Annotated in this window: 26 protein-coding genes; 19 read left to right on the top strand and 7 right to left on the bottom strand. The window is 72.1% G+C overall.

The features are described from left to right. The first annotated feature begins 4 nt into the window (after positions 1 to 4). Both SALPAC3_RS0108210 and SALPAC3_RS0108205 read left to right on the top strand, forming a co-directional pair. Positions 5 to 1,120: a cystathionine gamma-lyase gene (locus tag SALPAC3_RS0108210; protein ID WP_018220760.1), complete on the top strand. Its 1,116-nt coding sequence runs from the start codon at positions 5 to 7 to the stop codon at positions 1,118 to 1,120. 78 nt (positions 1,121 to 1,198) lie between these two features. Beyond that, the gene (locus SALPAC3_RS0108205; RefSeq protein ID WP_018220759.1) at positions 1,199 to 2,230 is read left to right on the top strand and encodes an ROK family protein; all 1,032 of its coding nucleotides are present in this window, start codon (positions 1,199 to 1,201) and stop codon (positions 2,228 to 2,230) included. Positions 2,231 to 2,294: 64 nt separating this feature from the next. Here SALPAC3_RS0108205 and SALPAC3_RS0108200 read toward each other — a convergent pair whose 3' ends face one another. Next, positions 2,295 to 2,495: a DUF397 domain-containing protein gene (locus SALPAC3_RS0108200; protein WP_018220758.1), complete on the bottom strand. Its 201-nt coding sequence runs from the start codon at positions 2,493 to 2,495 to the stop codon at positions 2,295 to 2,297. Positions 2,496 to 2,499: 4 nt separating this feature from the next. Next, entirely contained in the window at positions 2,500 to 3,345 is an 846-nt protein-coding gene (locus SALPAC3_RS0108195; protein ID WP_018220757.1) for a helix-turn-helix domain-containing protein, read from the bottom strand. Between the two features lie 229 nt (positions 3,346 to 3,574). Here SALPAC3_RS0108195 and SALPAC3_RS0108190 point away from each other — a divergent pair, with 229 nt between their 5' ends. Both SALPAC3_RS0108190 and SALPAC3_RS0108185 read left to right on the top strand, forming a co-directional pair. After that, on the top strand, positions 3,575 to 3,850 hold the full coding sequence (locus SALPAC3_RS0108190; RefSeq protein ID WP_018220756.1) for a hypothetical protein: 276 nt from the start codon (positions 3,575 to 3,577) through the stop codon (positions 3,848 to 3,850). A gap of 221 nt (positions 3,851 to 4,071) precedes the next feature. Beyond that, positions 4,072 to 5,178 carry a D-alanine--D-alanine ligase family protein gene (locus tag SALPAC3_RS0108185; RefSeq protein ID WP_018220755.1) on the top strand — a complete coding sequence of 369 codons (1,107 nt, stop codon included), beginning with the start codon at positions 4,072 to 4,074 and terminating at the stop codon, positions 5,176 to 5,178. 66 nt (positions 5,179 to 5,244) lie between these two features. Here SALPAC3_RS0108185 and SALPAC3_RS0108180 read toward each other — a convergent pair whose 3' ends face one another. Both SALPAC3_RS0108180 and SALPAC3_RS0108175 read right to left on the bottom strand, forming a co-directional pair. Continuing rightward, positions 5,245 to 5,925, bottom strand: coding sequence for a DUF3515 family protein (locus SALPAC3_RS0108180; RefSeq protein ID WP_018220754.1), 681 nt, complete (start codon positions 5,923 to 5,925; stop codon positions 5,245 to 5,247). Further along, on the bottom strand, positions 5,926 to 6,159 hold the full coding sequence (locus tag SALPAC3_RS0108175; RefSeq protein WP_018218919.1) for an Lrp/AsnC ligand binding domain-containing protein: 234 nt from the start codon (positions 6,157 to 6,159) through the stop codon (positions 5,926 to 5,928). A 96-nt stretch (positions 6,160 to 6,255) separates the two neighbouring features. On the opposite strand from SALPAC3_RS0108175, the gene SALPAC3_RS0108170 reads away from it, so the two are divergent. Further along, the gene (locus tag SALPAC3_RS0108170) at positions 6,256 to 7,209 is read left to right on the top strand and encodes a thiamine-phosphate kinase (protein ID WP_018220753.1); all 954 of its coding nucleotides are present in this window, start codon (positions 6,256 to 6,258) and stop codon (positions 7,207 to 7,209) included. Between the two features lie 28 nt (positions 7,210 to 7,237). Next, complete coding sequence (locus tag SALPAC3_RS0108165; RefSeq protein ID WP_018220752.1) at positions 7,238 to 7,705, top strand: GNAT family N-acetyltransferase; 468 nt, start codon at positions 7,238 to 7,240, stop codon at positions 7,703 to 7,705. Between the two features lie 167 nt (positions 7,706 to 7,872). On the opposite strand, the gene rpmB is transcribed toward SALPAC3_RS0108165, so the two are convergent. Continuing rightward, positions 7,873 to 8,064 (bottom strand): 50S ribosomal protein L28, encoded by a 192-nt coding sequence (gene rpmB, locus SALPAC3_RS0108160; protein ID WP_026185040.1) that lies wholly within the window; start codon positions 8,062 to 8,064, stop codon positions 7,873 to 7,875. Between the two features lie 228 nt (positions 8,065 to 8,292). Here rpmB and SALPAC3_RS0108155 point away from each other — a divergent pair, with 228 nt between their 5' ends. Then, positions 8,293 to 9,918: a DAK2 domain-containing protein gene (locus SALPAC3_RS0108155; protein WP_018220751.1), complete on the top strand. Its 1,626-nt coding sequence runs from the start codon at positions 8,293 to 8,295 to the stop codon at positions 9,916 to 9,918. After that, positions 9,915 to 12,116: an ATP-dependent DNA helicase RecG gene (gene recG / locus SALPAC3_RS0108150; RefSeq protein ID WP_018220750.1), complete on the top strand. Its 2,202-nt coding sequence runs from the start codon at positions 9,915 to 9,917 to the stop codon at positions 12,114 to 12,116. The genes SALPAC3_RS0108155 and recG overlap by 4 nt, the downstream gene beginning before the upstream one ends. 162 nt (positions 12,117 to 12,278) lie before the next feature. Here the strand turns inward: recG and SALPAC3_RS0108145 are convergent, their stop codons facing one another. Then, on the bottom strand, positions 12,279 to 13,457 hold the full coding sequence (locus SALPAC3_RS0108145; protein WP_018220749.1) for a hypothetical protein: 1,179 nt from the start codon (positions 13,455 to 13,457) through the stop codon (positions 12,279 to 12,281). Positions 13,458 to 13,858: 401 nt separating this feature from the next. On the opposite strand from SALPAC3_RS0108145, the gene rsmD reads away from it, so the two are divergent. From rsmD to mutM, 8 genes are all read left to right on the top strand, one after another. Further along, a complete protein-coding gene (rsmD, locus tag SALPAC3_RS0108140) occupies positions 13,859 to 14,422 on the top strand; it encodes a 16S rRNA (guanine(966)-N(2))-methyltransferase RsmD (RefSeq protein WP_026185348.1) in 564 nt (187 codons plus the stop codon). Then, complete coding sequence (gene coaD / locus SALPAC3_RS0108135) at positions 14,419 to 14,907, top strand: pantetheine-phosphate adenylyltransferase (protein ID WP_018220747.1); 489 nt, start codon at positions 14,419 to 14,421, stop codon at positions 14,905 to 14,907. Before rsmD ends, coaD begins: the two co-directional genes overlap by 4 nt. A gap of 215 nt (positions 14,908 to 15,122) precedes the next feature. After that, on the top strand, positions 15,123 to 15,620 hold the full coding sequence (locus tag SALPAC3_RS0108130; protein ID WP_018220746.1) for an SPFH domain-containing protein: 498 nt from the start codon (positions 15,123 to 15,125) through the stop codon (positions 15,618 to 15,620). A gap of 145 nt (positions 15,621 to 15,765) precedes the next feature. Beyond that, entirely contained in the window at positions 15,766 to 16,329 is a 564-nt protein-coding gene (locus SALPAC3_RS0108125) for a YceD family protein (RefSeq protein ID WP_026185347.1), read from the top strand. A gap of 5 nt (positions 16,330 to 16,334) precedes the next feature. After that, entirely contained in the window at positions 16,335 to 16,508 is a 174-nt protein-coding gene (gene rpmF, locus SALPAC3_RS0108120; protein WP_012181392.1) for a 50S ribosomal protein L32, read from the top strand. A 78-nt stretch (positions 16,509 to 16,586) separates the two neighbouring features. After that, the gene (locus SALPAC3_RS0108115) at positions 16,587 to 17,603 is read left to right on the top strand and encodes a fatty acid synthesis plsX protein (protein ID WP_050563734.1); all 1,017 of its coding nucleotides are present in this window, start codon (positions 16,587 to 16,589) and stop codon (positions 17,601 to 17,603) included. After that, positions 17,600 to 18,358 (top strand): ribonuclease III, encoded by a 759-nt coding sequence (gene rnc / locus SALPAC3_RS0108110; RefSeq protein WP_018220743.1) that lies wholly within the window; start codon positions 17,600 to 17,602, stop codon positions 18,356 to 18,358. The genes SALPAC3_RS0108115 and rnc overlap by 4 nt, the downstream gene beginning before the upstream one ends. After that, entirely contained in the window at positions 18,351 to 19,205 is an 855-nt protein-coding gene (gene mutM, locus SALPAC3_RS0108105; protein ID WP_018220742.1) for a bifunctional DNA-formamidopyrimidine glycosylase/DNA-(apurinic or apyrimidinic site) lyase, read from the top strand. Before rnc ends, mutM begins: the two co-directional genes overlap by 8 nt. Positions 19,206 to 19,334: 129 nt before the next feature. Here the strand turns inward: mutM and SALPAC3_RS0108100 are convergent, their stop codons facing one another. Next, on the bottom strand, positions 19,335 to 20,672 hold the full coding sequence (locus SALPAC3_RS0108100) for a CAP domain-containing protein (protein WP_018220741.1): 1,338 nt from the start codon (positions 20,670 to 20,672) through the stop codon (positions 19,335 to 19,337). A 357-nt stretch (positions 20,673 to 21,029) separates the two neighbouring features. Between SALPAC3_RS0108100 and SALPAC3_RS0108095 the strand changes: the two genes are divergently transcribed. From SALPAC3_RS0108095 to SALPAC3_RS0108085, 3 genes are all read left to right on the top strand, one after another. After that, positions 21,030 to 21,224 (top strand): hypothetical protein, encoded by a 195-nt coding sequence (locus tag SALPAC3_RS0108095; protein WP_012181397.1) that lies wholly within the window; start codon positions 21,030 to 21,032, stop codon positions 21,222 to 21,224. A 411-nt stretch (positions 21,225 to 21,635) separates the two neighbouring features. Further along, positions 21,636 to 25,232 (top strand): chromosome segregation protein SMC, encoded by a 3,597-nt coding sequence (gene smc / locus SALPAC3_RS0108090; RefSeq protein WP_018220739.1) that lies wholly within the window; start codon positions 21,636 to 21,638, stop codon positions 25,230 to 25,232. Further along, positions 25,229 to 25,852, top strand: a complete 624-nt coding sequence (locus SALPAC3_RS0108085; protein WP_018220738.1) for an HAD family hydrolase — start codon at positions 25,229 to 25,231, stop codon at positions 25,850 to 25,852. Before smc ends, SALPAC3_RS0108085 begins: the two co-directional genes overlap by 4 nt.

Genomic DNA, 25,852 nt, shown 5'->3' with positions numbered 1-25,852 from the left:
GGCGATGCCAGGCGACCGCGACGGAACCCGCTGTGTCCGTGCTGGGCTGCCGGAGCCGGTACCCGGGGATCCGTTCCTGCCCGGTCCGGTCTTTGCCGCGCCGTACCACCTCGATCCGGCGGCCGGTCCGGCGGGCACGCCGAACGGCTACGGTCGGACGGACAATCCGACCCGGCGGCGGCTGGAGGCGGCGATCGGTGAGCTGGAGGGGGCCGACTGTCGGGTCTTCGCCAGCGGCCAGGCGGCGATCACCGGGCTGCTGCTGAGTGTGTTGCGTCCCGGCGACACGGTGCTGCTCCCCGCCGACGGCTACTTTCCGGTGCGGGCGTTCGCCACCGAGACCCTGGCCGGCATCGGGGTACGGGTACTCCTCGCGCCGACCGCCGGGCCGTATCCGGAGCTCACCGGCGTACGTCTGGTGTTGGTGGAGTCCCCGGCCAACCCGGGCCTGGACGTCGTGGACCTGCCCGCGTTGGCGGCGCGGGCGCGGGCGGCGGGGGCCCTGTTGGTGGTGGACAACACCACCGCGACCCCGCTCGGGCTGCGTCCGTTGGAACTCGGCGCCGACCTGGTGGTGGCCTCGGGCACGAAGGCACTCACCGGCCACTCGGACCTGCTGCTCGGGTATGTCGGCACCCGGTCAGCCGAGCTACTCGCGGCGGTGACCCGGTGGCGGGACCAGACCGGCGCGGTCCCGGGCGCCTTCGACGCCTGGCTGGCACACCGATCCCTGGCCACCCTCGACCTGCGGCTGGCCCGGCAGACCGCGAACGCCGCGGCCCTCGCCGGGTTGTTGGCTGAGCAACCGGGGGTGACCGGGCTGCGCTGGCCGGGCCGACCGGAGGACCCGGCCTACCCGGTCGCCGTGGCGCAGCTGCGCCGGATGCCGGGGGTGCTCTCGTTTGATCTCGGCGACGCCGACCGGGTCGCCCGCTTCGTCGCCGCGGCTCGGCTGGTGGCGGCGGCCACCTCGTTCGGCGGGCTGCACACCACGGCCGACCGGCGGGCCCAATGGGGGGACGACACCCCGCCCGGCTTCGTCCGGCTCTCCTGCGGTGTCGAGGACACCGCCGACCTGGTTGCCGACGTGGCCGCAGCGCTGCGGGTCGTCAACTGCTGACCGCCGCCGGTTCCCCATGGCGGGTCACCGGCGTGGGAACTAGCCTCACGTCATCGTCTCCGGAGCGGGAGGGCAGACGTGGGCAGCGCGGCAACGCCGGTGGTCGTTGGTTTGGACAACGGCGGCACCAGCAACAACGCCACCGTTCTGACGGTGGATGGACGCTTCCTTGTGGACGGGTTGCTGGAGAGCCCGAGCGAGGTCCAGGCCGGTCCGCAGGCGGCGATCGAGGCTCTCGCGGGCGCCTTTGCCGGGGCATTGGCGTCGGCCGGGGTAGCTCGGGATCTGGTCCGGGCGGTGGGGCTGGACACCCCCGGACCGGCCAGCGCCGTCGGGGTGATCTCCTCGCGTGGTTCGACCAACTTCTCCCAGCCACAGTGGCGGGGTTACGACGTGCGGGGTGCACTTGAGCGGCGGCTCGGCCTGCCGGTGGTGTATCTCAACGACGGCAACGCCGCCGCCCTGTACGCGCACCACTCGTACTTTGGCGCGGATGCGGCGCGTCGCTCCTCGGCCTCCGTGGTGGTCGGTACCGGGCTCGGTGGTGGGCTGGTCGACGGCGGGCGAGTGATCGCCGGTGCGGCCGGCATGGCGGGTGAGTTGGGGCACGTACCGCTACCGCTGACCGGCCTGCTTGGCCCCGGTCAGCCGGATCCGGTCTGCGGCTGTGGGTTCGTCGGGGACGCGGAGAGCGTCGCGTCGCTGACCGGGATCGCCCGTAACCTGCTGCCGTACTGGCTGACCCGATTCCCCGGGCATCCGCTGACCGCGCAGCCGCTGGCGCGGGCCGCGAAGCTGGTCCGTGGGCTTGGCGAGCGGGGCGACCCACTGGCCCGGGAGATCTTCACCCAGCAGGCGAAGGCGATCGGCCGGCTGTTCACCCTCGTGGCGAATCTGGCTGACCCGCACGCCTACTTCGTCGGCGGGGGCGTGGTGGAGGCGGCCCCGGAGTTTCGCGACTGGTTCCTCGCCACTGTCCGCGAGCACACCGTGCTGCGGAAGGAGCAGGCGGCGGTGGCGACATTTGCGCTGGTGCCGGAGCGGGACATGGCCGGGGCCCGGGGGGTGGCCCTCGCGGCGCTGCGGGGGTGGTCGGCGCCGGGGCGATGACGGGTGCCCGGGCTTGACTACCGGTGGTCGGGCGACGGTGGGACCAGTACCGCCGCCCGACCGGTCATCGGCGTGGTGGCGCGGCGGTGAAGGTCGTCCAGGCTGCGGGGGTGAAGAGCAGCGCCGGGCCGGTGCGGTCCTTCGAGTCGCGCACGCCCACCACCTGCGGCAGCGTCGCGATCTCGACGCACGCCCCCTCGTCTCCGCTGTGGCTGCTGGTGCGCCAGTGGGCCCGGGTCAGCTCCGGGCCGAACGTCGGGGTCATCGTCCTACCGTCCCTCCATGAGGTGCCGAAGCTGGTCCCGGCTGTCTGCCGGGCTGAGGGCCACGCTCCGTAGGTGCTCCATGATTTTGGTGCAGGTGCGGAGGTCGCCGGGGCGGTCGAGGACCATCTGGCCGGCGACTGTCTCCACCGAGGCGATGACGGGGTCTTCGGGGTCCGCGAACTCCAGGATGTGTAGTGAGCCGCGGGTGCCACGGTGGTAGCCGGCGGCCAGTGGGATCACCTGGACGGTGACGTTGGGCAACTCGCTTGCCTTCAGCAGGTGGCCCAGTTGCGCCGCCATCACCGTCCGGTCGCCGACCGGTCGGAGTAGGGCGCCTTCGTCGATGATGGCGTCGAGGATCGGCGGGTGCGGTGCGGTGAGTCGCTGCTGCCGGTCGAGCCGAAGCTGGACCCGCTGCTCGACCTCGTCATCGATCAGGGTGTGTGGGCCGCCCCGCATCACGCCGCGGATGTAGTCGGCGGTCTGGAGCAGGCCGGGCACCACGGAGGGCTCGAAGTTGGCGATTCCGGTGGCCTCGGCCTCCAGCGCGATGAAGTCGATGGTGCGCCGGTCGAGAAGGTACGAGTAGGAGACCCACCAACCGGGCTTGCGTGCGTCCTTGGCGAGTTGTGCCGCTGCCGCGATCTCGTCTGGCGCGACACCGTAGAGGGTGAGGAGCGCGCGGACGACCGCCGGGCTCACCAGCGTCTGCGCGTTCTCGTAGCGGGACAGGGTGCTGCGGGTGCTGCTGATTTCGTCCGCTGCGGACTCCAGGGTGAGGCCGGCGGCCTCCCGGTGCATGCGCAGAGCGATGCCCAGCCGGCGGGCACGGGCGGTTTTCGGGGCCATGTATCGATCCTTGCACATATTTGGGAGGTGGTAAATGAGAGAACGCGGGTGAGAGTTGCATTCACGGCTGTCGCAGTGTCACTCTGTTATCAGGTCCTCGCTGGCGGTTGTCGTGGCGACGGTGGTGGCGAGCGACTCGGAGGGATGAGGCGCGCGGTGGTCGGGTTCCCTCCCCCGGACCCGATTGCCGCGTGCTGCCCCGATGGCTCGCCGTCCGGAGGGACTCGACATGCGAACTGCCCGGCTGCCCCGACAGGGCCGCGACGCCACCGAGTCCGGCCAGGTGGCGCTGACCCGATTCCTGGTGGTGCTCACCGATGTGCGCTCCCAGGACCGCGACCGGGACGAGCGGGCCAGCCCGGAGCGGCGGCGGCAGGTGGTGGGCGCGAGTAGCCGTGAGGCGGCCGAGCGCATCGCGGGAGCGTTCATGGCGCTGGGCATGGTGCGGGCGGGTCGGCAGCGGGTCAAGCTGATCGCGACCGGCCGGCGGCGCACCGGGGGGTAGTCGACGCCCCGGGCTTCCGGAAACAACCGGACCGTCTCCTTCCTGCCCGACTGAACCGATACATCCCAAAATTCGGTTACCCACCGTATTGTGGGGTCGCCTTGTTACCAAGCCCTCGCGCTCTCAACGGGGTATCGCCCGCCGACGTTCACCACGCACAGTAAGGTCACCAAGGTGAGCGCCCCGGCAGATGCGGCGAGCCGACGGAGAGGTGAGGGCCAGTGACCACCCCAGGCAAGACCCGCGTGGCGGTCGTGTTCGGCGGGCGTAGCCCGGAGCACGGCATTTCCTGTCTCAGCGCCGGCAGCGTGCTGGCGGCGCTTGACCCCGACGAATACGAGGTCGTGCCGGTAGGGATCAGCCGCGCCGGCCAGTGGGTGTTGACCGGAGGCGATCCGGGTCAGTTTGAGATCAGTGCCCGGCAGTTGCCGGAGATCACCGCCGAGAGCGGGGACGCCGTCATGCTGAACGCCGACCCGAGTAGCCAGGGGCTGCTGGTACTCGACGCGACCGAGGGCCCCCGGGCCCTCGCCGACGTGGACGTGGTGTTTCCGGTCCTGCATGGAGCGTACGGGGAGGACGGCACTATCCAGGGGATGCTGGAGATGGCCGGCCTCCCGTACGTCGGGGCGAACGTCTTCGCCTCCGCCGCCGCCATGGACAAGGAGTTCACCAAGAAGCTCTGCGCCGCTGAGGGGATTCCGGTCGGCCCGTACGCGGTGCTGCGCAGCGGCATGACCCTGACCGAGCGGGACAAGCAGCGCCTCGGCCTGCCGGTCTTCGTCAAGCCCTCCCGGGCCGGCTCATCCTTCGGGATCACCAAGATCAGCGACTGGGCGGAGTTGGACGACGCGGTCGCCACCGCCCGGAAGATCGATTCCAAGGTCCTCGTCGAGGGTGCTGTCGTTGGCCGTGAGGTCGAATGTGGCGTGTTGGAGGGCGAGGCCGGCGGGACGCCGGAAGCCTCCGTGCTCGCCGAGATCCGGGTGGTCGGGGAGCAAGCCTTCTACGACTTCGAGGCGAAGTACATCGACGCTGATCTCGCCTCGGAGTACGACATCCCCGCCGACCTGCCGGAGCGGGTCACCCGTCAGGTCCAGGAGTACGCGGTCCGCGCCTTCACCGCGCTCGACTGCGCCGGGCTGGCTCGGGCTGACTTCTTCATCACCCCCGAGCTGGATGTCTACCTCAACGAGGTCAACACGATGCCCGGCTTCACTCCGTCGTCGATGTTCCCGCGGATGTGGGCCGCCGCCGGCCTGGAGTACCCGAAGCTGATCAACCGCCTCGTCCGGACCGCCCTGCACCGTGGGACCGGGCTGCGCTGAGTCGCCTCGCCGCCGCCCGTTGGCGGCCGGTCCGGCAGGTCCGGTCGCGGCGGCCCGGTGACGGGTCTACGCGGGGCGGCAGCCCGTCGGGGCGTCGGCAACGGAGGGGACCGTAGCGATGATCGTCTCCGAGATGGGGGAGACCCACTGGAGCGGCTGGTCGTAATCGTCGGGCACCCGGACCGTGACCGTCGTCTCCCGGTCGACGGTGCTCAGCACGGTGCTGCCCGCCGCCTCGCTGCCGTACCAGCAGACCCGGTTGACCAACCAGAGCTTGTCGGTATCGGCGACGGCCGGCGCTGCGCCGCCGCAGGCCACGGTGAGGGCTGGGTCACCGTACGCGGCGTTCTGCTCGGGGCCGGCGGTGACCGGACGCTGCGGCAACTCCCGGATCGCCGGCGGAAGCTGGGAGAGCAGGGCCCGGCAGACGGTGGCGGGGCGCTCGGCCAGAGCCGGAGCGGCCATCTCCACCGGGGTGGTTGCGAGCGGCGCGGGAGCCGTCGCCGACGCACTCGGCTCGGATTCCGGCTGATTCGGGGCGAACTGGTTGAACGCCAGGACGCCGGCCAGCACGGTGGCCGGGAGCGCGACCGCCGTCGCGATCAGGGCCGCGCCGCGGTTGGAGCGGTCCCGGCCGCCCTCCGGAGACCCGTCGGTGGCCGCCGGGCGGGCGGCGGTGTCGTCTCCGAGGGCGGGCGCGGCGTCGCGGGCGGTGGTGGTTTCGGATGAGTCGGGCAGCTTGCTCACTTAGAGACGCACCACCGAACAGGTGAGGGTGCGGGTGATTCCAGGCACCATCTGCACCTTGCTGACGATGAGGTCGCCGAGTTCGTCCACGGTCGGCGCTTCGCAGAGCAGCACCACGTCGTAGGGCCCGGTGACGGCGTCGACGCGGACAACGCCGGTAATCTTCGCGATCTGACCGGCCACGTCACGCGCCTGGCCGACCTCTGTCTGGATGAGTATGTACGCCTGTACCACGTTCGACCTCCCTCCGTCGCCGCCGGATGCGCGGCCTGAAGGGAGAAAATACCCTACCGACCAGGCCGAATTCCGATCGGCGGAGAAGGAGAAGCGGTGAGCGAGCGCGGCAACGGCGTTTCGGGGCTGGGTGAGTTCGGTCTGATCGACCGGGTCACCGCTCGGTTGTCCTACGGACCAACCGTCCTGCTCGGCCCCGGAGACGACGCGGCGGTGGTGGCCGCCGCGGACGCCCGGGTCGTCGCCTGCACCGATGTGCTGGTCGAGGGGCGGCATTTCCGCCGGGACTGGTCCGCGGCGCAGGACATCGGCCACCGGGCAGCCGCGGCGAACCTCGCCGACATCGCGGCGATGGGTGCGCGATCGACCGCCCTGCTGGTCGCCCTCTGCATGCCACCGGAGCTGCCGCCCGGGTGGGCGGAGGAGTTGGCCGACGGCCTGGCCGCGGAGGCCACCATCGTGGGGGCCAGCGTGGTGGGCGGGGACATATCGGCGAGTCCCACCCTGACCATCGCGGTGACCGCACTCGGTGATCTCGGCGGCCGGGCACCGGTGACCCGGGCCGGGGCCCAGCCCGGTGACGTCCTGGCGCTCGCCGGTCGGACCGGGTACGCGGCAGCCGGCCTCACCGTCCTGTCCCGCGGCTTCCGGACCCCGCGGCTGCTGGTCGAGGCGTACCGACGACCCGAGGTGCCGTACCCGGCCGGACCGGCCGCGGCCGCCGCCGGGGCGACCGCGATGATCGATGTTTCGGATGGGCTCCTCGCCGACCTGGGGCATGTGGCCCAGGCGAGCGGGGTGGCGGTGGACGTGCGGCGGGACGCCTTCGCGGTGCCCCGGCAGATGCGCGATGCGGCCCAGGCGCTCGGCGTCGATCCGTACACCTGGCTGTTGACCGGCGGGGACGATCACGCCCTCGCGGCGACCTTCCCCCCGACGGCGGTGTTGCCGGCGGGCTGGCAGCCGATCGGTGCGGTCACCGCTGGCGCCGGGGTGACCGTCGACCAGCGGCAGTGGGAGGGCTCCGCCGGCTGGGACCACTTCCGGTAGGCGCACCGGACGGTCGTACCCTGCACTGGTGCAGAACCTGCAGATCTACCTCACCCGATTCGACTCGCCGACGGCGCAGCGGCTGATCAAGGCCGCCCTCGCCGACCTGGGCGTGCGATACGGCGGCAGCGGCGACGAGACCCCGGTGGACGCGGCCGAGTTCGAGCCGCCCGCCGGGACCTTCCTCGTCGCCGAGCTCGATGGCGAGTCCGTGGCCTGTGGCGGCTGGCGTAGCCACGACGGGTCGGTCGAGACAGCCGAGCTGAAGCGGATGTACGTGACACCGCACGTCCGGGGACGGGGCGTGGCCCGAGCCATGCTGGCGGCGGTGGAACAGTCCGCGCGTGAGCAGGGCCGGCAGCGGATCGTCCTGGAGTGCGGCGACCGGCAACCCGAGGCGCTCGCGCTGTACCGTTCATCCGGCTACGCGCGGATCCCGAACTTTGGCTTCTACAAGGATGCCCCGGGCTGCGTCTCGTTCGGCCGGGCCCTCTGAATCCGCGCTCCGCTCGGCGGCCGCCCCCAGGCTCCGCTCAGCGGACGACCGGCCCCGCTCGGCGGGCATGCCGCCTCCAGGCTCCGCTCAGCCGGTGCGCGGGGCCCAACAACGCGAAACCGGCGGACCCGTCAGGGTCCGCCGGCGCGTCTGGCTGGGCTACCGCGTCAGGCGCGGGTGACCTTGCCGGCCTTGATGCAGGACGTGCAGGCCTTCAGCTTCTTGGTGGTGCCACCACCGGCCGGGGTACGCACGGACTGGATGTTCGGGTTCCAGCGGCGGTTGGTCCGCCGGTGCGAGTGGGACACGTTGTGGCCGAAGCCCGGCCCCTTACCACAGACGTCGCACACGCTAGCCACGGGATACTCCTGGGATTGATCCGTTCATGAGGTCGTCACCAGGCGCTGCCCGGGCAACCCGGTCAGGTTACCCGATGCCTGCTCGCGATGCCCAACCCCCCTCCGTTCCGCCCCGGCCCTGGGCAGACCGCCCCGGCCTGGGCGGGACCCGTCCGGCGTTGCGCGGACACGCCCGGCGCGCGCCGCCGGGCCAGACGCGGGTCGGAGGGCGCCAGTAGGCTACTCACCGTGCTGGACACCCTCGATGCCGCCGCGGTCCGCCGTTGGTGTGCGGGTGGGCTGGTCGCGCTGAAACGCCACCAGGGCGAGATCGACCACCTCAATGTCTACCCGGTGCCCGACCGTGATACCGGCACCAACCTGGTCCTCACCCTCACCTCGGCGCAGCAGGCGTTGGCGATGGAGCTGGACAAGCTGCCCGACGACGGGCGCACCCCGCACGGGCAGGCGCTCCGGCTGATGGCGCGGGGTGCGCTGCTCGGGGCCCGGGGCAACTCGGGAGTGATCCTGGCGCAGATCCTGCGTGGCTTCGCGGACGCGCTGGCCGCGGTCCCGGTGGTGCGGGGCCGGGCGCTGGCCGCCGCCCTGCGCGCCGCCGCCACCGCCGCCTACGCCGCCGTCGCCGCTCCGGTCGAGGGGACGCTGCTCAGCGTGGCCGCCGCCGCGGCACGCGCCGCCGAGCGGGCCGGCCGGGACGAGCTGGGCACCGTGGTCCGGGCCGCGGCCGACGAGGCCGCCCAAGCCCTCGGCCGAACGCCCCAGCAGCTACCGGCGCTGGCCCGCGCGCGGGTGGTTGACGCCGGTGGGCGGGGCCTCTGTCTGCTACTCGACGCCCTGGTCGAGGTGGTCACCGGGGAGCGTCCGGCGCGTCCGGAGCTCACCGGCCGCTCGCCCCACCCGCCAGCCGACGATTCCCGCGAGCGCAGCGGGTCGACGTACGCCTACGAGGTGCAGTACCTGCTCGACGCCGAACCGGCGGCCGTGGCCCGGCTACGCGAGGAGCTCGGCGCTCTGGGCGACTCGCTGGCGGTCGTCGGCGACGGCGCGGTCTCCGGCGGCACCTGGAACGTCCACGTGCACGTGGACGATGTCGGCGCGGCAATCGAGGCGGGAGTGGTCGCTGGTCGTCCGCACCGGATCGCGGTGACCCGCTTCGCCGATCCGCCCCGGCCGCCCGCGTCGCCGGGGCCCGACCCGGCGCCGGACCGCCGGGCGGCGGTGGTGGTGGCCACCGGGGTTGGCATCGTCGAGCTCTGCGCCGCGGCGGAGGCGACGGTGCTGGAGGGCGTCTTCTCCACCGATGAGCTGTTGACCGCCGTCCGCGCCACTGGCGCGGCCCACGTCGTGGTGCTGCCCAACGACGCGGACACCCAGGCGATGGCGAACGACGTGACCCGAGCGGCGTACGAACTCGGCGTCAGGGTCAGCGTGGTCCCGACCCGGTCGCCGGTGCAGGCGCTCGCCGCGCTCGCCGTCCGGGACCCGGGTCGGCCCTTCGAGGACGACGTGATCGCGATGGCCGAGGCCGCCGGCGCCTGCCGGTACGCGGAGGTCTGCTACGCCAGCCGGGCGGCCCTGACGGTCGCCGGTCCCTGCCGGCCGGGGGACGTGCTCGCCCTGGTCGACGGCGAGGTACACCTCATCGGGGCGGACCTGCTCGACACCTGCACCGCTGTGGTCGACCGGATGCTCGGCGGCGGTGGCGAGCTGGTGACCCTGCTGGTTGGGGCGGACGCCCCCGCCGGCCTGGCCGAGGCGGTCCGCGAGCACGTGGTTCGCTCCTGGCCGTTCGTCGAGGCGCAGGTGTACCTGGGCGGGCAGCCGCACCACCCGCTCCTGGTGGGGGTCGAATGACCTCCGACCAGGCCACTGTCGACACCCCGTTGGGCAAGCTGGTCGGGGCGAAGACGGCCAAGGCGCTCGCCGCCCACCTTGACCTGCACACCGCGGGCGATCTGCTCTACCACGTCCCCCGCCGGTACGACGAGCGCGGTGAGCACACCGACATTCGGTCGCTCGATGTCGGCGAGCAGGTCACCGTCCTGGCTCAGGTGCAGCGCACCGCCGTGCGTCCGATGCGCCAGCGCCGCGGAAATCTGCTGGAGGTGACGGTCGGTGACGGTTCGGGGGGCGCGCTGACCTTGACCTTCTTCGGCAACCAGGTCTGGCGCGAGCGGGACCTACGCCCCGGCCGGTGGGGGCTGTTCGCCGGCAAGGTCACCGAGTTTCGGGGCCGCCGGCAGCTCAACGGCCCGGAGTACGTGCTCCTCGGCGACGGTGCTGAGGGCGAGGTGGCGGCCAGCGAGGAGGTCGAGGAGTTCGCGGGCGCGTTGATCCCGGTCTATCCGGCCGCCGCGGCGGTGCCGACGTGGGTGATCGCCCGGTGCGTGCGGGTCGTACTGGACACTGTCGACCCACCGGCGGATCCGGTACCGGCTACCGTGCGGAGCGCTCGTAACCTGGTCGGCCTCGGCATCGCCCTGCGCGAGGTGCACCGGCCGGCCAGTAAGGAGGCGCTCTACCGAGCCCGCCGCCGGCTGAAGTGGGACGAGGCCTTCGCGGTGCAGCTCACCCTGGTGCGACGCAAGCGGCAGGCCGCCGACCACCCAGCCCGACCACGACCCGGAGTGGACGGTGGCCTGCGAGACGCCTTCGACGCCCGCCTGCCGTACCAGCTGACGGCCGGCCAGCGGGAGGTCGGCACCGAGATCGCCACCGACCTGGCCACCGCCCACCCGATGCACCGGCTGCTCCAGGGCGAGGTCGGTTCCGGTAAGACGGTGGTCGCGCTGCGCGCGATGCTGCAGGTGGTGGACGCCGGTGGGCAGGCCGCCCTGCTGGCCCCGACCGAGGTGCTCGCCGCCCAGCACCACCGCGGCATCCTCGACCTGCTCGGGTCGCTGGGGCGGGCGGGCGAGCTGGACGCCGCCGAGCACGCCACCCGGGTGGAGCTGGTCACCGGGTCGCTGGGTGCCGCGGCTCGTCGCCGGGCACTGGGTGAGGTGCGTAGCGGCGCCGCCGGCATCGTGCTGGGCACACACGCCCTGCTGTACGAGGGCGTCGACTTCGCCGACCTCGGGCTGGTGGTGGTGGACGAGCAGCACCGCTTCGGCGTCGAGCAGCGGGACGCGTTGCGGGCGAAGGCGGAGCAGCCACCACACGTACTGGTCATGACGGCCACCCCGATTCCCCGTACGGTGGCCATGACCGTCTACGGAGACCTGGAGGTCTCCACCCTGTCGCAGCTGCCGCGGGGGCGTTCGCCGATCGCGTCGCACGTGGTTCCGGCCGCGGAGAAGCCGGCCTTCCTGGACCGGGCGTGGCGCCGGCTGCGGGAGGAGGTCACCGCCGGCCACCAGGCGTACGTGGTCTGCCCACGTATCGGCGACGGCCCCGCCGCCGACGAGGAGGCGGCGCCGGCGGACGACACCGCGCGCCGGCCACCGCTCGCGGTGACCGAGGTGGCGCCGCTGCTCGCCGAGGGGCCGCTGCACGGGCTGCGGATCGGGGTGCTGCACGGTCGACTTCCCGCCGAGGAGAAGGACGCGGTGATGCGTTCCTTCGCCGCTGGTGATCTCGATGTGCTGGTGGCCACCACCGTGGTCGAGGTCGGAGTGGACGTGCCGAACGCCACCGTGATGATCGTGCTGGACGCCGACCGGTTCGGGGTGTCCCAGCTGCATCAGCTGCGCGGTCGGGTCGGCCGTGGCTCCGCGGCGGGGCTCTGTCTGCTGGTCACCGAGGCGCTGGAGGGCAGTCCGGCGCGGGAGCGGCTGGACGCGGTGGGGTCGACAACGGATGGTTTCAAGCTCGCCGAGCTCGATCTGGAGCAGCGCCGCGAGGGCGATGTGCTCGGTGCCACCCAGTCCGGTCGCCGCTCGCAGCTGCGGCTGCTGTCGCTGCTGCGGGACGCGGACCTGATCCGCGACGCCCGGACCGAGGCGATCAACCTGGTCGAGGAGGATCCGGAGCTGGTGCGCCATCCGGCGTTGGCGGCGTCGGTGGCGGCCCTGGTGGACGCGGACCGCGCCGAGTACCTGGAGAAGGGTTAGCCGCGCCAGGGGCGGCGGCGACCAGAGCGGGATCGGTCCGGCATGGCCGGTCCGGCGGGATCGGGTCCGGCTCGGTAAGCCCGGACGGTATCGGTCCGGGCAACGGCGAAGGGCGGGCCGACCAACTGGTCGGCCCGCCCTCAGCGGTCAGTAACCCTCAGCTCAGGCGGTGAACCGGAGCTTGCGACGACGGGCCATGACGAACAGGCCGCCACCGATGGCCAGCAGTACGGCGGCGCCGGCGGCGATGCCGCCAGCCGCGGCACCGGTCACGGGCAGGCCCGGGTCGCCGCCGCCCTCACCGGGGGTGCAGTCCTCGGGCTTCTCCCAGGCGACCGGCTCGGGGTTCTCGATGCCCTCGCCACTCGGCGTGACGGTCAGGCCCTCCTCGGCCGGGAAGGACACGGTGCCGCTCATGCCCGGCTCGACGGTCAGCGTCTGCGGCTCGCCCTTGTTCGGGGTGAAGGTCGCGGTGACGGTCTTGCCGTCCTCGGGGTTGTCGATCTCGAAGATCAGCTCGTCGCAGGTGGACTTGTAGGCGCCGGTCGGCTCGCCCGGCTCGACGCAGTCGTCGGCCGGCTCCGGGGCGCCCTTGAAGAGCACCTCATCGGTGCCCTCTTCCCGCACCAGGATTTCGGTCGCCTGCTCCGCGGGAATCTGGATTGTTGCGCTCTCGCCAGGCTTGACGCTCGCCTCCTGGGTGGAGCCGTCGCCGCCCACCGCCGTAACAGTGAACTCCGCCGCGGCGGTCGCGTCGGCGGCGTTGTTGAGCGTGACGTGGACGACGCCCTCGCAGTCAGCCTGGATGCTCGCCGTCGGCTTGGGAGTCCCTGACGTGGGCGGGTCGGAGGGCGTCGGCGTCGGAGTGGTCGGCGTCGGCGTCGGAGTCGGCGGCTTACAGGTGCCGCAGATCTTGACCGTGGCCGGGCGCAGTCGGCGCTCCTTGAAACCGTTGTCCCATTCGACCCGGACGGCCAGCGACGCCTTGGTGACGTTGCGGTCCACTCGCAGGGAGGCGGTCAGCGTGTCGTTGATCGAGTGCGGGTACTCGTCGGTGACGGCGAGTTCGGGGATGGTGACGTCGGTGGCCTTCCGCCCGACGTAGGTCTTGGCCACCACCTCGACCAGCTTGAACTTCTCGACGTTCTTCGGGGTGGATGCGCTTTCGACGTTCCAGGTGACAACCCACTCGCCGGTGGCGGTGTCGCACTCGGCCGAGCCCGTGACGCTGCTGTGGTGGGCGCTGGCGGGGGTGGCGACGAGCGCTACCCCGGTGAGGCCGAGCAGCGCGCCGGCGGCGATGACGCCGGCACGTCGGAATAGGGCGTGGAGACGGTTCACGTCTGCTCCTGATAGAGGGGTCGGACGACGTGCCAGGCGGACGGGAGGTAGCGGTGACGCTGACGTGGACCGCGAGCTCACGGCGCTCGCTCGACACGGACTGTGCACCCACGGGGCGGGCACAGTGGGTGACTGTACTGACTTCCCATCGATCTCGTGGGCTGGGATGGGCGTCCCCCCAGGATGTTGCTGATTCGTGATCATTGATGTGCGGAGGGTCGCTGATTGGTGACCGTCCGATGTGTCGTATCGGTCTTTCTGGCGGTTACGGGGTCGTTGGGCGGTCCGCGCGGTCGTGGCCGCCCACACCGAGGGGCAGCCGGATTACGATCCGGCCAAGGTCGGCCGGGGCGAGTGACGTAGCGTCGGACCATGACCATGTCCATGACCAGGAGTAGGCGTTGACGCGCATCGTGGCGGGCGCGCTCGGTGGACGCCGCATCGCCACCCCGCCCGGCGCCGGCACGCGGCCCACCTCTGACCGGGTCCGGGAGGCCCTGTTCAGCGCCGTTGCGGCGGCCGACGACCTGGAGGGGGTCCGATTCGCCGACCTGTACGCCGGGTCCGGGGCGGTGGGGCTGGAGGCGCTCTCCCGGGGCGCCGCGCACGTGCTGTTGGTCGAGTCGAACCCGCGGGCCGCCCGGACGATCCGGGAGAACATGGCCGCCCTGCGGGCCGGTGCGGCTGCCCGCCTGGTCGCGGGGAAGGTGGCCACCGTGCTCGCGGCCGGCCCCGAAGACGGCCCGTATGACGTGGTCTTCGCCGACCCGCCCTACTCGGTGTCGGACGAGGAGGTTTCCGTCATGCTCGCCGCGCTCCTGGGGAACGGCTGGTTGGCGCCCGATGCCCTGGTCGTGGTGGAGCGGTCGAGTCGCAGCGGCCCGGTCGGCTGGGCGCCAGGTGTCACCGGCGAGCGCAGCCGGCGATACGGCGAAACCATCCTTTGGTACGGTCGCCGATCATGAGGCGTGCGGTCTGTCCCGGCTCGTTCGACCCGGTCACCAACGGTCATCTCGACATCATCGGCCGGGCCAGTCGGCTCTTCGATGAAGTGATCGTCGGAGTGCTGATCAACCAGTCGAAGACCGGTCTGTTCACCGTTGACGAGCGCATCGACATGCTCCGCGAGGCGATCTCGTCGTACGGCAACGTTCGGGTGGAGTCGTTCCGCGGCCTGTTGGTGGACTTCTGTCACGCCCAGCAGGCCAGTGTCCTGATCAAGGGGCTCCGGGCGGTCAGTGACTTCGACTACGAGTTGCAGATGGCCCAGATGAACATCGGCCTGGCCGGCGTCGAGACGCTCTTCATGCCGACCAACCCGCTCTACTCGTTCCTCTCCTCGAGCCTGGTCAAGGATGTGGCGAAGTGGGGTGGTGACATCTCCGCCCACGTGCCGGAGGTGGTTCGCGAAGCCCTGCTGGCCCGCCTCGACCCGCCGTCGCGTCCCTGACCCACGGTCGGCGTCTCGGTTCGTCGTTGGTGTCCCGGTTCAGGGGACGGCGTCTCGGTCCCGGTCCGCCGCACCATGCGCCCCCTCCCGGCGACGCGCCGGGAGGGGGCATGGTGCGCCGGTGGATGGCACAGCGCATCATGTGTGGGGGCGCCGAATCCGGGTTCAACCCGCATCATTGAGATCGGCCGACGAACAACAGGAGTGAGGTACCAGTGGACCCGCTCGATCGAATCGACGAACTGATCACCATGGTGGAGCAGGCCCGCTCCGTGCCCATGTCCCGCAACAACTGCATGTTCGACCGGGGCGAGATGATCGCTGTCCTCGACGAACTGCGTGCCGAGTTACCCGCGGACCTGCGTCGGGCCGCCGCGCTGCTCGATGAGCGCGACAAGATCATGGAGGCCGGGAAGCGGGAGGCTGACCGGATCATCGCCGAGGGGGAGACGGAGCACGCCCGACTCGTGTCGATGAACGAGATTACCGTCTCGGCCGAGCACGAGGGGGCGCGGATCGTCGCCGAGGCGCGGGCCGAGGCGCAGCGACTCCGGGACGAGGTGGACGACTACGTCGACACCGCGCTCGCCAACTTCGAGCAGTTCCTCACCCGCGCCCTCGCCTCGATCGAGCGGGGTCGGGACAAGATGCACGCCCTCCGGGAGATCGGTACGTTCAGCGGAGAAGAGGCCGAGCGGCCGTTGAACTTCTAGGGCCGGCGGCCAGGACCGCGGGTTGAGCCCTGCCGAACGGGCGCGGTACGCCGCCGCCGTGGGGTGGAAACGCCCCCGGTTCGACGTTGCGGCGACCACCCAGGTAATCTCGGGTGTCGGCCCTCCCACCGGCCGGAGTCTAACTATGCCCAAGCACACGCCTGCACCACTCGACCCCAGGTCGCCGCTGGTCCTCGACACGAGAGACCTGCCGCGTCGACCTGGCGCGTTGCGTACGGTCCGGCGGGTGGCGGCGGCACCGGCGGACCTCGGCGTGGAGTTGATCGGCGTGCCGGCCGGTGCTGATCTCGACCTCGACCTGAGGTTGGAGTCGGTATCCGAGGGGGTGCTCGTCTCCGGGACCATCAGTGTTCCCATCAGGGGCGAGTGCAGCCGCTGCCTGCGCGAGATCGACGACGTCGCGGCCGTCCCGGTCCAGGAGCTGTACGCGTACGAGAACAGCACCACGGACATGACGGCCGACGAGGACGAGGTGGGCCGGATGCAGGGCGATCTGATCGACCTGGAGCCGGTGCTGCGGGACGCGGTGGTGTTGACGCTGCCGACCAACCCGCTCTGCCGGGAGGACTGCCCAGGCCTCTGCCCCGACTGCGGGGTGGGCTGGGCTGAGCTGCCGGCCGATCACAGCCACCAGCAGGTCGACCCGCGTTGGGCGGCCCTGTCGCAACTGACCCGTAAAGAGGAGTAAGAACCGTGGCCGTCCCCAAGCGCAAGATGTCGCGCAGCAACACCCGGTCCCGTCGGGCGCAGTGGAAGACCGCGGCGGTTGCGACCGTGGCCTGCCCGCAGTGCAAGTCGGCCAAGCTGCCGCACGCCGCCTGCTCCGTCTGCGGCACCTACAACGGCCGCCAGGTCCTTGAGGTCTGACCTGGACGACGAGTGACGCCCCCGACCTCTGGTCGGGCGGCGCGTGCGCCCCGGCGCGCGCCCGATGCCCCGGCTCCCATCGCCACCGGCTGGCCTGTTCCGGTCGAGGTCCCGGCGGAGCCGGGCATCGTGCGGATCGCCGTCGACCTCCTCGGCGGGGACGACGCTCCCGCCGTCGTGGTTGACGGCGTTCTGCGGGCCGTCCGTGCCGACCCCGACCTACACGTTCTGCTCGTCGGCCCGCCCGAGGCCGTCGGCGAGCTGACCGCCACCCTCGATCCGGCGCAGCGCGTCCGGATCACGACTTGCCCCGCTGAGCGGGGAGACCACACCACCGCCCGCGCCAACTCCACCGTTGGCGCCGCGGTGGACGCTGTCCGGGACGGCGCCGCCGACGCGCTCGTCTCCGCTGGTTCGACCGGGGCCACCGTCACCGCTGCTGCGCTCGGGCTCGGCCGCTGGCCCGACGTCCGGCAGCCAGCCCTGGCCGCCACCCTGCCCGGGGTCAACGGTCCGGTGGTCCTCCTGGACGTCGGCGGCTCGTTGGAGCCCCGTCCGGCTACCCTCGCCCGGCACGCGGCGCTCGGTGCCGCGTACGCCGTCGTCACGCATGCGCTTGAGTCACCGCGGGTCGGGTTGCTCTCGATCGGCACCGAGCCCGGCAAGGGCGATCGCGCGCGACGCCTGGCCGATCCCGCCCTCGCCACGGCGCTGCTGCCGTGCGCCGCCCGCTATATCGGCTTGGTCGAGGGATACGACGTCGCGTCCGGCGCGCGCGCCGATGTGGTGGTCACCGACGGATTCACCGGTAACGTGCTGCTCAAGGCGATCGAGGGCGCGTACGCGTTGACCGGTGGCCCACCGGCTGGCGGCCGGGCTCCCCGGGCCGCCGCCCTGCTCGGCGTCGCTGGCACGGTGGTGGTGTGCCATGGTGCTGCCCACGGAGGGGACATCGCCTCGGGTATCGCGTTGGCCGCCCACCTGGCCCGGCGTGAGGCCACCGACCAGGTCCGTGCGCTTCTCTCCGATCTCGGCACGGAAGCTCCCACGGACCGCTACGACCGCATCACCGACACCGAGGTACGCACATCATGAGCATCGACAAGCGTCGGCGACCGGCCGTCGGACACCTGGAGGCGGCGTTCGGCGTGGCGCTGGACCCGGAGTTGCTGGAGCGGGCGTTGACCCACCGTTCGTACGCGTACGAGAACGGCGGTCTGCCCACCAACGAGCGGCTGGAGTTTCTCGGCGACTCGGTGCTCGGCGTGGTGATCACGACCGCGTTGTTCCACAACCACCCCGACCTGCCCGAGGGGCAGCTGGCAAAGCTGCGGGCCAGCGTGGTCAACATGCGGGCCCTCGCCGAGGTGGCCCGCGGTTTGGGACCCACCGGCCTCGGCCCGTATCTGCTGCTCGGCAAGGGGGAGGAGAGCACCGGCGGGCGGGACAAGGCGAGCATCCTCGCCGACACGCTGGAGGCGCTGCTCGGTGCGATCTATCTCGAGAGCGGCCTGGAGACCGTGGCGAGCGTCATCCACCGGCTCTTCGACCCGTTGATGGCCGAGTCGGCCGGGCGCGGCGCGGCGTTGGACTGGAAGACCAGCCTGCAGGAGCTGACCGCCGCGCAGGGGTTGGGCGTCCCCGAGTACCGAATCGAGGGCACGGGGCCGGACCACCTGAAGACCTTCACCGCCTGGGTGGTGGTGGCGGGCCGGCGGTACGGCGGCGCGGAGGGGCGGAGCAAGAAGGAAGCCGAGCAGCGGGCCGCCGAAGCGGCCTGGCGGACGCTGACCGAGCAGGCGGGGCAAGAACCGGCCAGCGCCGGCAGCGGGGCAGCCGGCAGTGCCTGAGCTGCCGGAGGTCGAGACCGTCCGGCAGGGGCTGGCGCAGTGGGTGATCGGCCGGCGGATCGCCGAGGTGCGGGTGCTGCACCCGCGGGCGGTACGCCGACACGCTGCGGGTGTCGCCCACTTCGCCGATGTGCTCGTCGGGACGACGGTCCGGGACGTGCGGCGGCGCGGAAAGTACCTGTGGCTACCGCTGGACAGCGGCGATGCGGTGATCGGGCACCTCGGTATGTCGGGGCAACTGCTCCTGCAGCCCGCTGCGGCGCCGGACGAAACCCACCTTCGGGTCCGGTTTCGGTTCGCGGATGACGGACCCGAGTTGCGCTTCGTCGACCAGCGAACGTTCGGCGGCTTGTCGGTCAGCGCCGGGGGCGCGGAACTACCCGCGGAGATCGCGCACATCGCCCGGGACCCGCTGGACCCGGAGTTCTCCGACGCCACCTTCGTCGCGGCGCTACGCCGCCGCCGCTCCGAGATCAAGCGGGCGCTGCTGGATCAGACGCTGCTCTCCGGCGTGGGCAACATCTACGCCGACGAGGCGCTCTGGCGGGCTCGGTTGCACGGCGCCCGGCCCGCCGACGGGCTGACCGGCCCGGCCGCACTGCGCCTACTCGGGCACGTCCGGGACGTGCTCGGCGAGGCGATCAAGGAGGGCGGAACGAGCTTCGACGCCCTGTACGTCAATGTCAACGGCGAGAGTGGTTACTTCGACCGGGCGCTGAACGTATACGGGCGGGCGGACCAGCCATGCCGGCGGTGCGGTGCGCCGGTGCGCCGTGAGGCGTTCATGAACCGCTCGTCGTTCAGCTGCCCGCGCTGCCAGCCGCGGCCGCGTGGGCCGGCATCCTGAACGCCGCGCCGTCGCGGTTGCCTCCCCAGCCGCCGCGCGGCTGAACCGAAGGCGCCCGGTTGAGGCACGCCGTTCGGCGCTGCCCAACCGGGCACCCAGGTGGTGGATGACGCGGACGACGACCCGTGGTCAACGGGGCGCGGCGAAGACCTGCGTCCAGTAGGGTCCGTTGCTGTTCGCGATGCCGACCCCGATTTCGGTGAAGGAGCAGTTCAGGATGTTCGCCCGGTGGCCGGGGCTGTTCATCCAGGCCTTCATCACCGCCGCCGGCGACTGCTGGTTCCAGGCGACGTTCTCCCCGATGGAGCTCCACTGGTAGCTGACATTGTTGACGCGGTCGCCGAGGCTACTGCCGTTGCTGCCTGTGTGTGTCATCTTCTTGTTGTCGGCCTGGTCCTGGCTGTGTCGCTGGGCGGCGGTCATCAGCTTGTCGTCGATGCCCAACGCCCCGCAGCCGGCTTTCGCGCGCTCAACGTTGGCCAGGCGCACCACCTCGGCGGCGTCTTTGCCGACGTCGCCGTTGGCGGGCTTGGTGGTGTTGGGGGGCGCGGTGCTACGGGTCGGGGCGGGCTGGGAGGTGGCGGTGGAGCGCGACGCCGTCGGGCTCGGCTTACGACTGGGGCTGACCGACGGCGACGGCGTGGGCGACGCCGTGGTCGGTGTGGCGCTGGGGCTGGCGGAGGTCGGTGATGTGTCGGGGAATCCACCCTCCGCGGTCGGGCTGGTCGCCACGATGTCGTCGATGGCCGAGGTGGGGCTGGCCCCACCACCACCAGAGAGGGCGGCGGCGCCGACCCCGAGGCTCACCACCAGTGTGGCTGCCGCCGCAGCTCCGCCGATGAGCAGCGGTCGCCGGTTCCGCCGGCCGGGCCGATCCTCGTCGGCCGCCAGCTCACCGGTTGGTGCAGCGGCTTCCACGACGGGCGGCATGCTGGTCGTCGGTTCGTCGGCGTACCAGTCGGTCGGCTTCGGGGGCGGCCACTGGCCGGTGGGTTCGGGCTGCCCGGCGGGGGTGGCCGCGCCGTGCCGGCTGCCGGTGGATTCGTCCGGCCGGCCCGCGACCCGCCAGTCGCCCGACCGGTCGGGCTGCCAGCTCTGGGTGGGCTCTCCGTGCTGCCGGTTCGGGGTGGCTTCCCAGCCCCGCGTGGGCTGCTCCTGGTAGGGGTCACCGGAGCGTCCGTGGCGCGGCTGCTCCCCGGCTCCCCAGCCCCGGGCGGGCTCGGAGTCGGGCCCCCAGCGCGCGGTCGGCTGCTGCTTGTCCCACTCGTTGGCGGGCCGGTCCCATCGGTCGGTGGGCTGCTCCCAGCCGCCGGAGGGGTTGTCCGGCTCGTCACCGAACAGGTAGGCAGAGCGTGGCTCCGGGCGGTCCGTCGGCCACGCTGGTTGGTCAGCCGGCGGTTCTGGTTGCCGACGACTACCGTCCGGGTTCCTCGGGTCGTTCCAGCCGTACACGACGGTCGCCTCCACGGGTTGAGGTGCGGGCCGGGGCGACGCTACGTCGCAGCCGCTGCCTGCGGCAACGTGGCTAAGAAAGAGTTAAGGGGAACCCGGACTCGCGGGGTGGGGAGTTGGCGGAAGTAGTGCGTACAGTTAAGTGGTCCGGACAGCGCATGTCCGCGCCGAGAGGCAGCCCCCGTTAGGTGGACAGGTCGACGTGGAGATGGTCACGGCCTGTAGCAACTTGACGAAGGAGGGGGTGTCAGCTCAATATGTAGGTGTCGCCAGTCGCGCCCGGTCATGCCCAGAATTTGCTGGATTGACAGTCGCGTACTAACTGGGCGCGCGTTGGCCGGCTCTTCCGGCAGCGCATATCAAGGAGTCAACATGGCGAAGGCCCTGTACGGCCACGTAGGTGCGGCGCCCGATCGGCGCCTGCTCGACGAGGTCACCCGACTGCGTGCCACGGTTCAGGCACTGGAGTTCGAGATCACGCGGTTGCGTGCCGAGAACGATCGGCTCGCGGCAGCGGCGGCCGAGGCGGATGACCTACTCCGTCTCGCTGAGCCCGCGCTGACCTGATCCACCAGGTCCGCACTGGTCCGCAGTCCGTAGAAAACCGAATCGCACCAGGTAAGAAGCGCGCCGACACGACCGTGCCGGCGCGCGGTTCTGTGTAGCCCGTCACCCGGTGCGCATCGCCAGCTGGGTACGTCAGCGCTGGTGCCCCCGGCAACTGTGGCTCCCGGCACCTGTGGCTCCCGTCACCTGTGCGGTCCGGCACCTGATTCGGTGCCAGGGGAGCCGCATCAGGGCCCCGAGTCACCGTGCGTCCTGCTCGACTCGGGCGGAAACCTGAATCGGAGCTGCCCGGCGGTCGCGCCGCAGGCGGGTCGCGTGCGCGGTGGCTGCCGACAGCGGGTTAGTCTGCGGGTTCACCAGGTCCGCGCGGCCGGGCGACGGTACGGCGGCCACCGGACGAGGATCGAGAAGGTGTATCTCAAGAGCCTGACGGTCAAGGGCTTCAAGTCCTTCGCCTCAGCGACGACGCTGAAGTTGGAGCCGGGCATCACCTGCGTGGTGGGTCCGAACGGCTCCGGCAAGTCAAACGTTGTCGACGCTATCGCCTGGGTCCTCGGCGAGCAGGGCGCGAAGGCACTGCGGGGCGGCAAGATGGAAGATGTCATCTTCGCCGGCACCGCCGGGCGGGCGCCGCTGGGCCGGGCCGAGGTGACCCTCACCATCGACAACACCGACGGCGCGCTGCCCATCGAGTACACCGAGGTTTCGATCACCCGCCGGATGTTCCGCTCCGGTGAGAGCGAGTACGAGATCAACGGTGACTCCTGTCGGCTGCTCGACATTCAGGAGCTGCTCAGCGACTCCGGTATCGGCCGGGAGATGCACATCATCGTCGGCCAGGGGCGGCTCGACGGCATGCTGCACGCCAAACCGGAAGACCGGCGGGCCTTCATCGAGGAGGCGGCCGGCGTCCTCAAACACCGCAAGCGCAAGGAGAAGGCGCTGCGGAAGCTCGACGCGATGCAGACCAACCTGAACCGGCTCACCGACCTCACCGCCGAACTGCGCCGCCAGCTCAAGCCACTCGGCCGGCAGGCCGAGGTGGCCCGCCGGGCCGCGGTTATCCAGGCGAACCTGCGGGACTCCCGGCTCCGACTGCTCGCCGACGACCTCGCCACCCTACGCAGCACCCTGGCCAAGGAGATCGCGGACGAGACCGCGCTGCGCGAGCGGCGCGAGCGAACAGAGGCCGAGCATGCCGAGGTGCAGGCCCGCCTCGGCGAGCTGGAGGCGGCGCTCGCCGAGGACGCCCCACTGCTCGCCGCCGCCCAGGACACCTGGTACCGGCTCTCGGCGCTGCAGGAGCGATTCCGGTCGATGGAGCAGCTGGCCCGGGAGCGGCGGCGCCACCTGAGCGCCACGCCGGACGATGAGCGGCCGGGTCGGGACCCGGACCAGCTCGAGGTGGAGGCGGAGCACGTCCGCGAGCAGGAGGAGGAGCTCCGCGCGGCACTCACCGACGACCAGGTGCGGCTGGCCGAGGCGGTGGAGCACCGCCAGGAGTTGGAGCAGCAGCTCGCCGCCGCCGAGCGGGCGCTGGTGACGGCGGCGAAGGCCATCGCCGACCGGCGGGAGGGGCTGGCCCGGCTGGCGGGGCAGGTCAACTCCGCCCGTGCCCGCACGGCCACCGCCGGTGAGGAGATCGAGCGCCTCAGCACCGCGCACGCCGACGCTTCGGCTCGGGCGGAACGGGCCCAGGCCGAGCTGGACGCCGTGGCGGAGCAGTCCACCGAGGCCGATCGGGACAACGCCGGCCTGGACGCCCGCCACGCGGAGGCGGTCGCCGTCCAGGAGCAGGCACAGGCGGGGGTGCGGTCGTGCAGCGACGCCGAGCGGTCCGCGGAGAAGGAAGCCGCCACCTGGAAGGCCCGCGAGGAGGCGCTCGCCCTGGGCCTGCGCCGTAAGGATGGCGCGGGCGCCCTGCTGGCTCGGGCGGGTGAGGTGCCGGGGCTGCTCGGCGGCCTCTCCGGGCTGCTCACCGTCGCGCCCGGGCACGAGGCTGCGCTCGCCGCTGCGTTGGACGGGCTCGCCGACGCCGTCGTGGTCAGCGGCGTGGACGAGGCGGCCGAAGCGATCCGCCTACTCAAGATTTCCGATGCTGGTCGCGCTGGTCTGCTGGTGGGTAGCCCGGCCGGCCCCGGCATGACCGGCCCAGCCGACGCGCTGCGCCCCAAGCTGCCGGACCGGGCCCAGTGGGCGCCAGACCTCGTGGAGTGCGACGGACAGCTCCGTCCAGCCGTACACCGGGCACTGCGGGATGTCGTCCTCGTCCCCGACCTCGTCACCGCCGCCGAGGTCATCGGCGACAATTCCGAGCTGCGGGCGGTGACCCCGGAGGGGGACGTGCTCGGGGCGTACGCGGCCGCCGGCGGGTCGGCCAAGGCGCCGAGCTTCATCGAGGTGCAGGCCGCCGTGGAGGAGGCGCGGACCCATCGCGCTGCCGCCGAGCAGACCGCTGCGCAGCTGCGTGAGCAGCTGGTGCAGGCCCGGGCCGAGGTGGCGGTGGCGAAGGAGGCGGTGCAGCAGGCCGCCGCGGCGAAGCGGGAGGCTGAGGGGCACCGCAACGCCGCCGCTCGCCGCCTCGCCGAACTGGGGGCCGCGGCCCGGTCCGCGCAGGCCGAGACCGAACGGCTCGGTGCGGCCCGCTCCCGCGCCGTCGAGGCCCGCGAGCGGGACCTCACCAGCCTGACCGAGCTGGCCGAGCGGCTGCGGCTGGCCGAGGAGGCACCGGTGGACGCCGAACCCTCCACCGAGGAGCGCGACGAACTCGCCGCGGCCCTCCCCCGAGCCCGGCAGAACGAGATGGAGGTACGGCTGGCGGTGCGTACCGCCGAGGAGCGGGTCTCCTCGATCGCCGGCCGGGCCGACTCGCTCCGCCGGCAGGCCACGGCTGAGCGGGCCGCCCGGGAGCGGGCGGCGGCGCGGCGGGCGGTACGTACCCGGGGGGCCGCGGTCGCCGGGGCGGTGGCCGCCGGAGCGCACACGGCGCTGGCCCGGCTTGAGGTCTCCATCGACCAGGCGGCGCAGCAGCGGGACGCCGTGGCCAGCCAACGCGCGGCCCGGGAGGCCGAGCTCGCCGAGGTGCGCGGCGCCGCGAAGCGCCTCGGGGCGGAGCTGGAGCGGCTCACCGGCCAGGTGCACCGGGACGAGGTCGCCCGCGCCGAGCAACGGCTGCGGATCGAGCAGCTGGAGGCGAAGGCGGCCGAGGACTTCGGCCTGGACCTGGCGACCCTGATCGCCGAGTACGGTCCGACCCAGCCGGTCCCGCCGACCGACGCCGAGGTCGCCGCCGCCGAACGGGACGGCCAGCCCGTGCCCGAGGCGGTCGGGTACGAGCGGGCGGTGCAGGAGAAGCGGGCCGCCAAGGCGGAGCGGGAATTGACCCTGCTCGGCAAGGTCAATCCCCTCGCGCTGGAGGAGTTCGCGGCGCTGGAGGAGCGGTACAAGTTCCTGACCGAGCAGCTGGAGGACCTGAAGGCCACCCGGCGGGACCTGTTGACCGTGGTCAAGGATGTGGACGACCGGATCCTGTCGGTCTTCGCCAGCGCGTTCGCCGACACCGCCCGGGAGTTTGAGCAGGTCTTCGGCGTACTCTTCCCCGGCGGTGCGGGGCGGCTGGTCCTCACCGATCCGGACGACCTGCTCACCACCGGCGTCGAGGTGGAGGCCCGCCCGCCGAGCAAGAAGATCAAACGGTTGTCGCTGCTCTCCGGTGGGGAGCGGTCGCTGACCGCGGTGGCGATGCTGGTGGCGATCTTCCGGGCTCGGCCCAGTCCCTTCTACATCATGGACGAGGTGGAGGCGGCGCTCGACGACGTGAACCTGGGTCGCCTGCTCACACTGCTCACGCAGCTGCGGGAGAGGAGCCAGCTGATCGTCATCACGCACCAGAAGCGGACGATGGAGGTCGCGGACGCGCTCTACGGCGTGACCATGCGAAACGGGGTTACCCAGGTAATCAGCCAGCGGCTCGACCGAGCCGGGGGCGGGCAGGAGGATAGCGAGTGAGTCGGGAACGAGCGACGGCGTTGTTGGTGGACTTCGATGGGGTGCTGCGCCGCTGGGACCCGGCGGTCGCCGCCGGCGTCGAGCAGGCGTACGGGCTCACCGAAGGTGTCCTCAACGAGATCGCGATGTCCTGGGGGCTGCTCCAGCCGGTACTGACCGGCCGGGTGAGCCACGCCGAGTGGATGGCCAGCGTGGCCGCGGCGCTGGCCCCGTCGGTGGGGGAGCAGCAGGCTCAGGCGGCTGTGCACGAGTGGCAGCGCTACCGGGGCGAGGTCGACCCGCAGGTGCTGACGTTCGTCCGGGAGGTCCGGGCGTCCGGGGTCCCGGTCGGGCTCGCCACGAACGCCACCGACGTACTCGATGCCGACCTCGCCGCCCTCGGGCTCGAGGGTGAGCTGGATGTGGTGGTCAACTCGTCGGTCGTCGGCACGCACAAGCCGGCGAAGGAGTACTTCGAGGCGGCCTGCGAGGCGCTGCGCACCTCGCCGTCGCGGGTGCTGCTCGTTGACGACGACGACCGGGTGGTCGCGGGGGCCCGGGTGGCCGGCCTGTCGGCGCACCGTTGGAGCGGCCCCGGCGACCTGCGCTACCTGCGGGCCGCCCTGGCCCCGGCCGGCTGA

The sequence above is a fragment of the Salinispora pacifica DSM 45544 genome, from assembly GCF_000378845.1.
Classification (GTDB): Bacteria; Actinomycetota; Actinomycetes; order Mycobacteriales; family Micromonosporaceae; genus Micromonospora; species Micromonospora pacifica.
This window is presented reverse-complemented; position numbering and strand designations above follow the sequence as displayed.

Bases quoted from the DNA above. Each gene is read 5' to 3' on its own strand.
- SALPAC3_RS0108210 (WP_018220760.1), top strand. From the start codon at position 5: ATGCCAGGCGACCGCGACGGAACCCGCTGTGTCCGTGCTGGGCTGCCG.
- SALPAC3_RS0108200 (WP_018220758.1), bottom strand. From the start codon at position 2,495: ATGACCCCGACGTTCGGCCCGGAGCTGACCCGGGCCCACTGGCGCACC.
- SALPAC3_RS0108195 (WP_018220757.1), bottom strand. From the start codon at position 3,345: ATGGCCCCGAAAACCGCCCGTGCCCGCCGGCTGGGCATCGCTCTGCGC.
- SALPAC3_RS0108190 (WP_018220756.1), top strand. From the start codon at position 3,575: ATGCGAACTGCCCGGCTGCCCCGACAGGGCCGCGACGCCACCGAGTCC.
- recG (WP_018220750.1), top strand. From the start codon at position 9,915: ATGACCTCCGACCAGGCCACTGTCGACACCCCGTTGGGCAAGCTGGTC.
- coaD (WP_018220747.1), top strand. From the start codon at position 14,419: ATGAGGCGTGCGGTCTGTCCCGGCTCGTTCGACCCGGTCACCAACGGT.
- SALPAC3_RS0108125 (WP_026185347.1), top strand. From the start codon at position 15,766: ATGCCCAAGCACACGCCTGCACCACTCGACCCCAGGTCGCCGCTGGTC.
- rnc (WP_018220743.1), top strand. From the start codon at position 17,600: ATGAGCATCGACAAGCGTCGGCGACCGGCCGTCGGACACCTGGAGGCG.
- SALPAC3_RS0108095 (WP_012181397.1), top strand. From the start codon at position 21,030: ATGGCGAAGGCCCTGTACGGCCACGTAGGTGCGGCGCCCGATCGGCGC.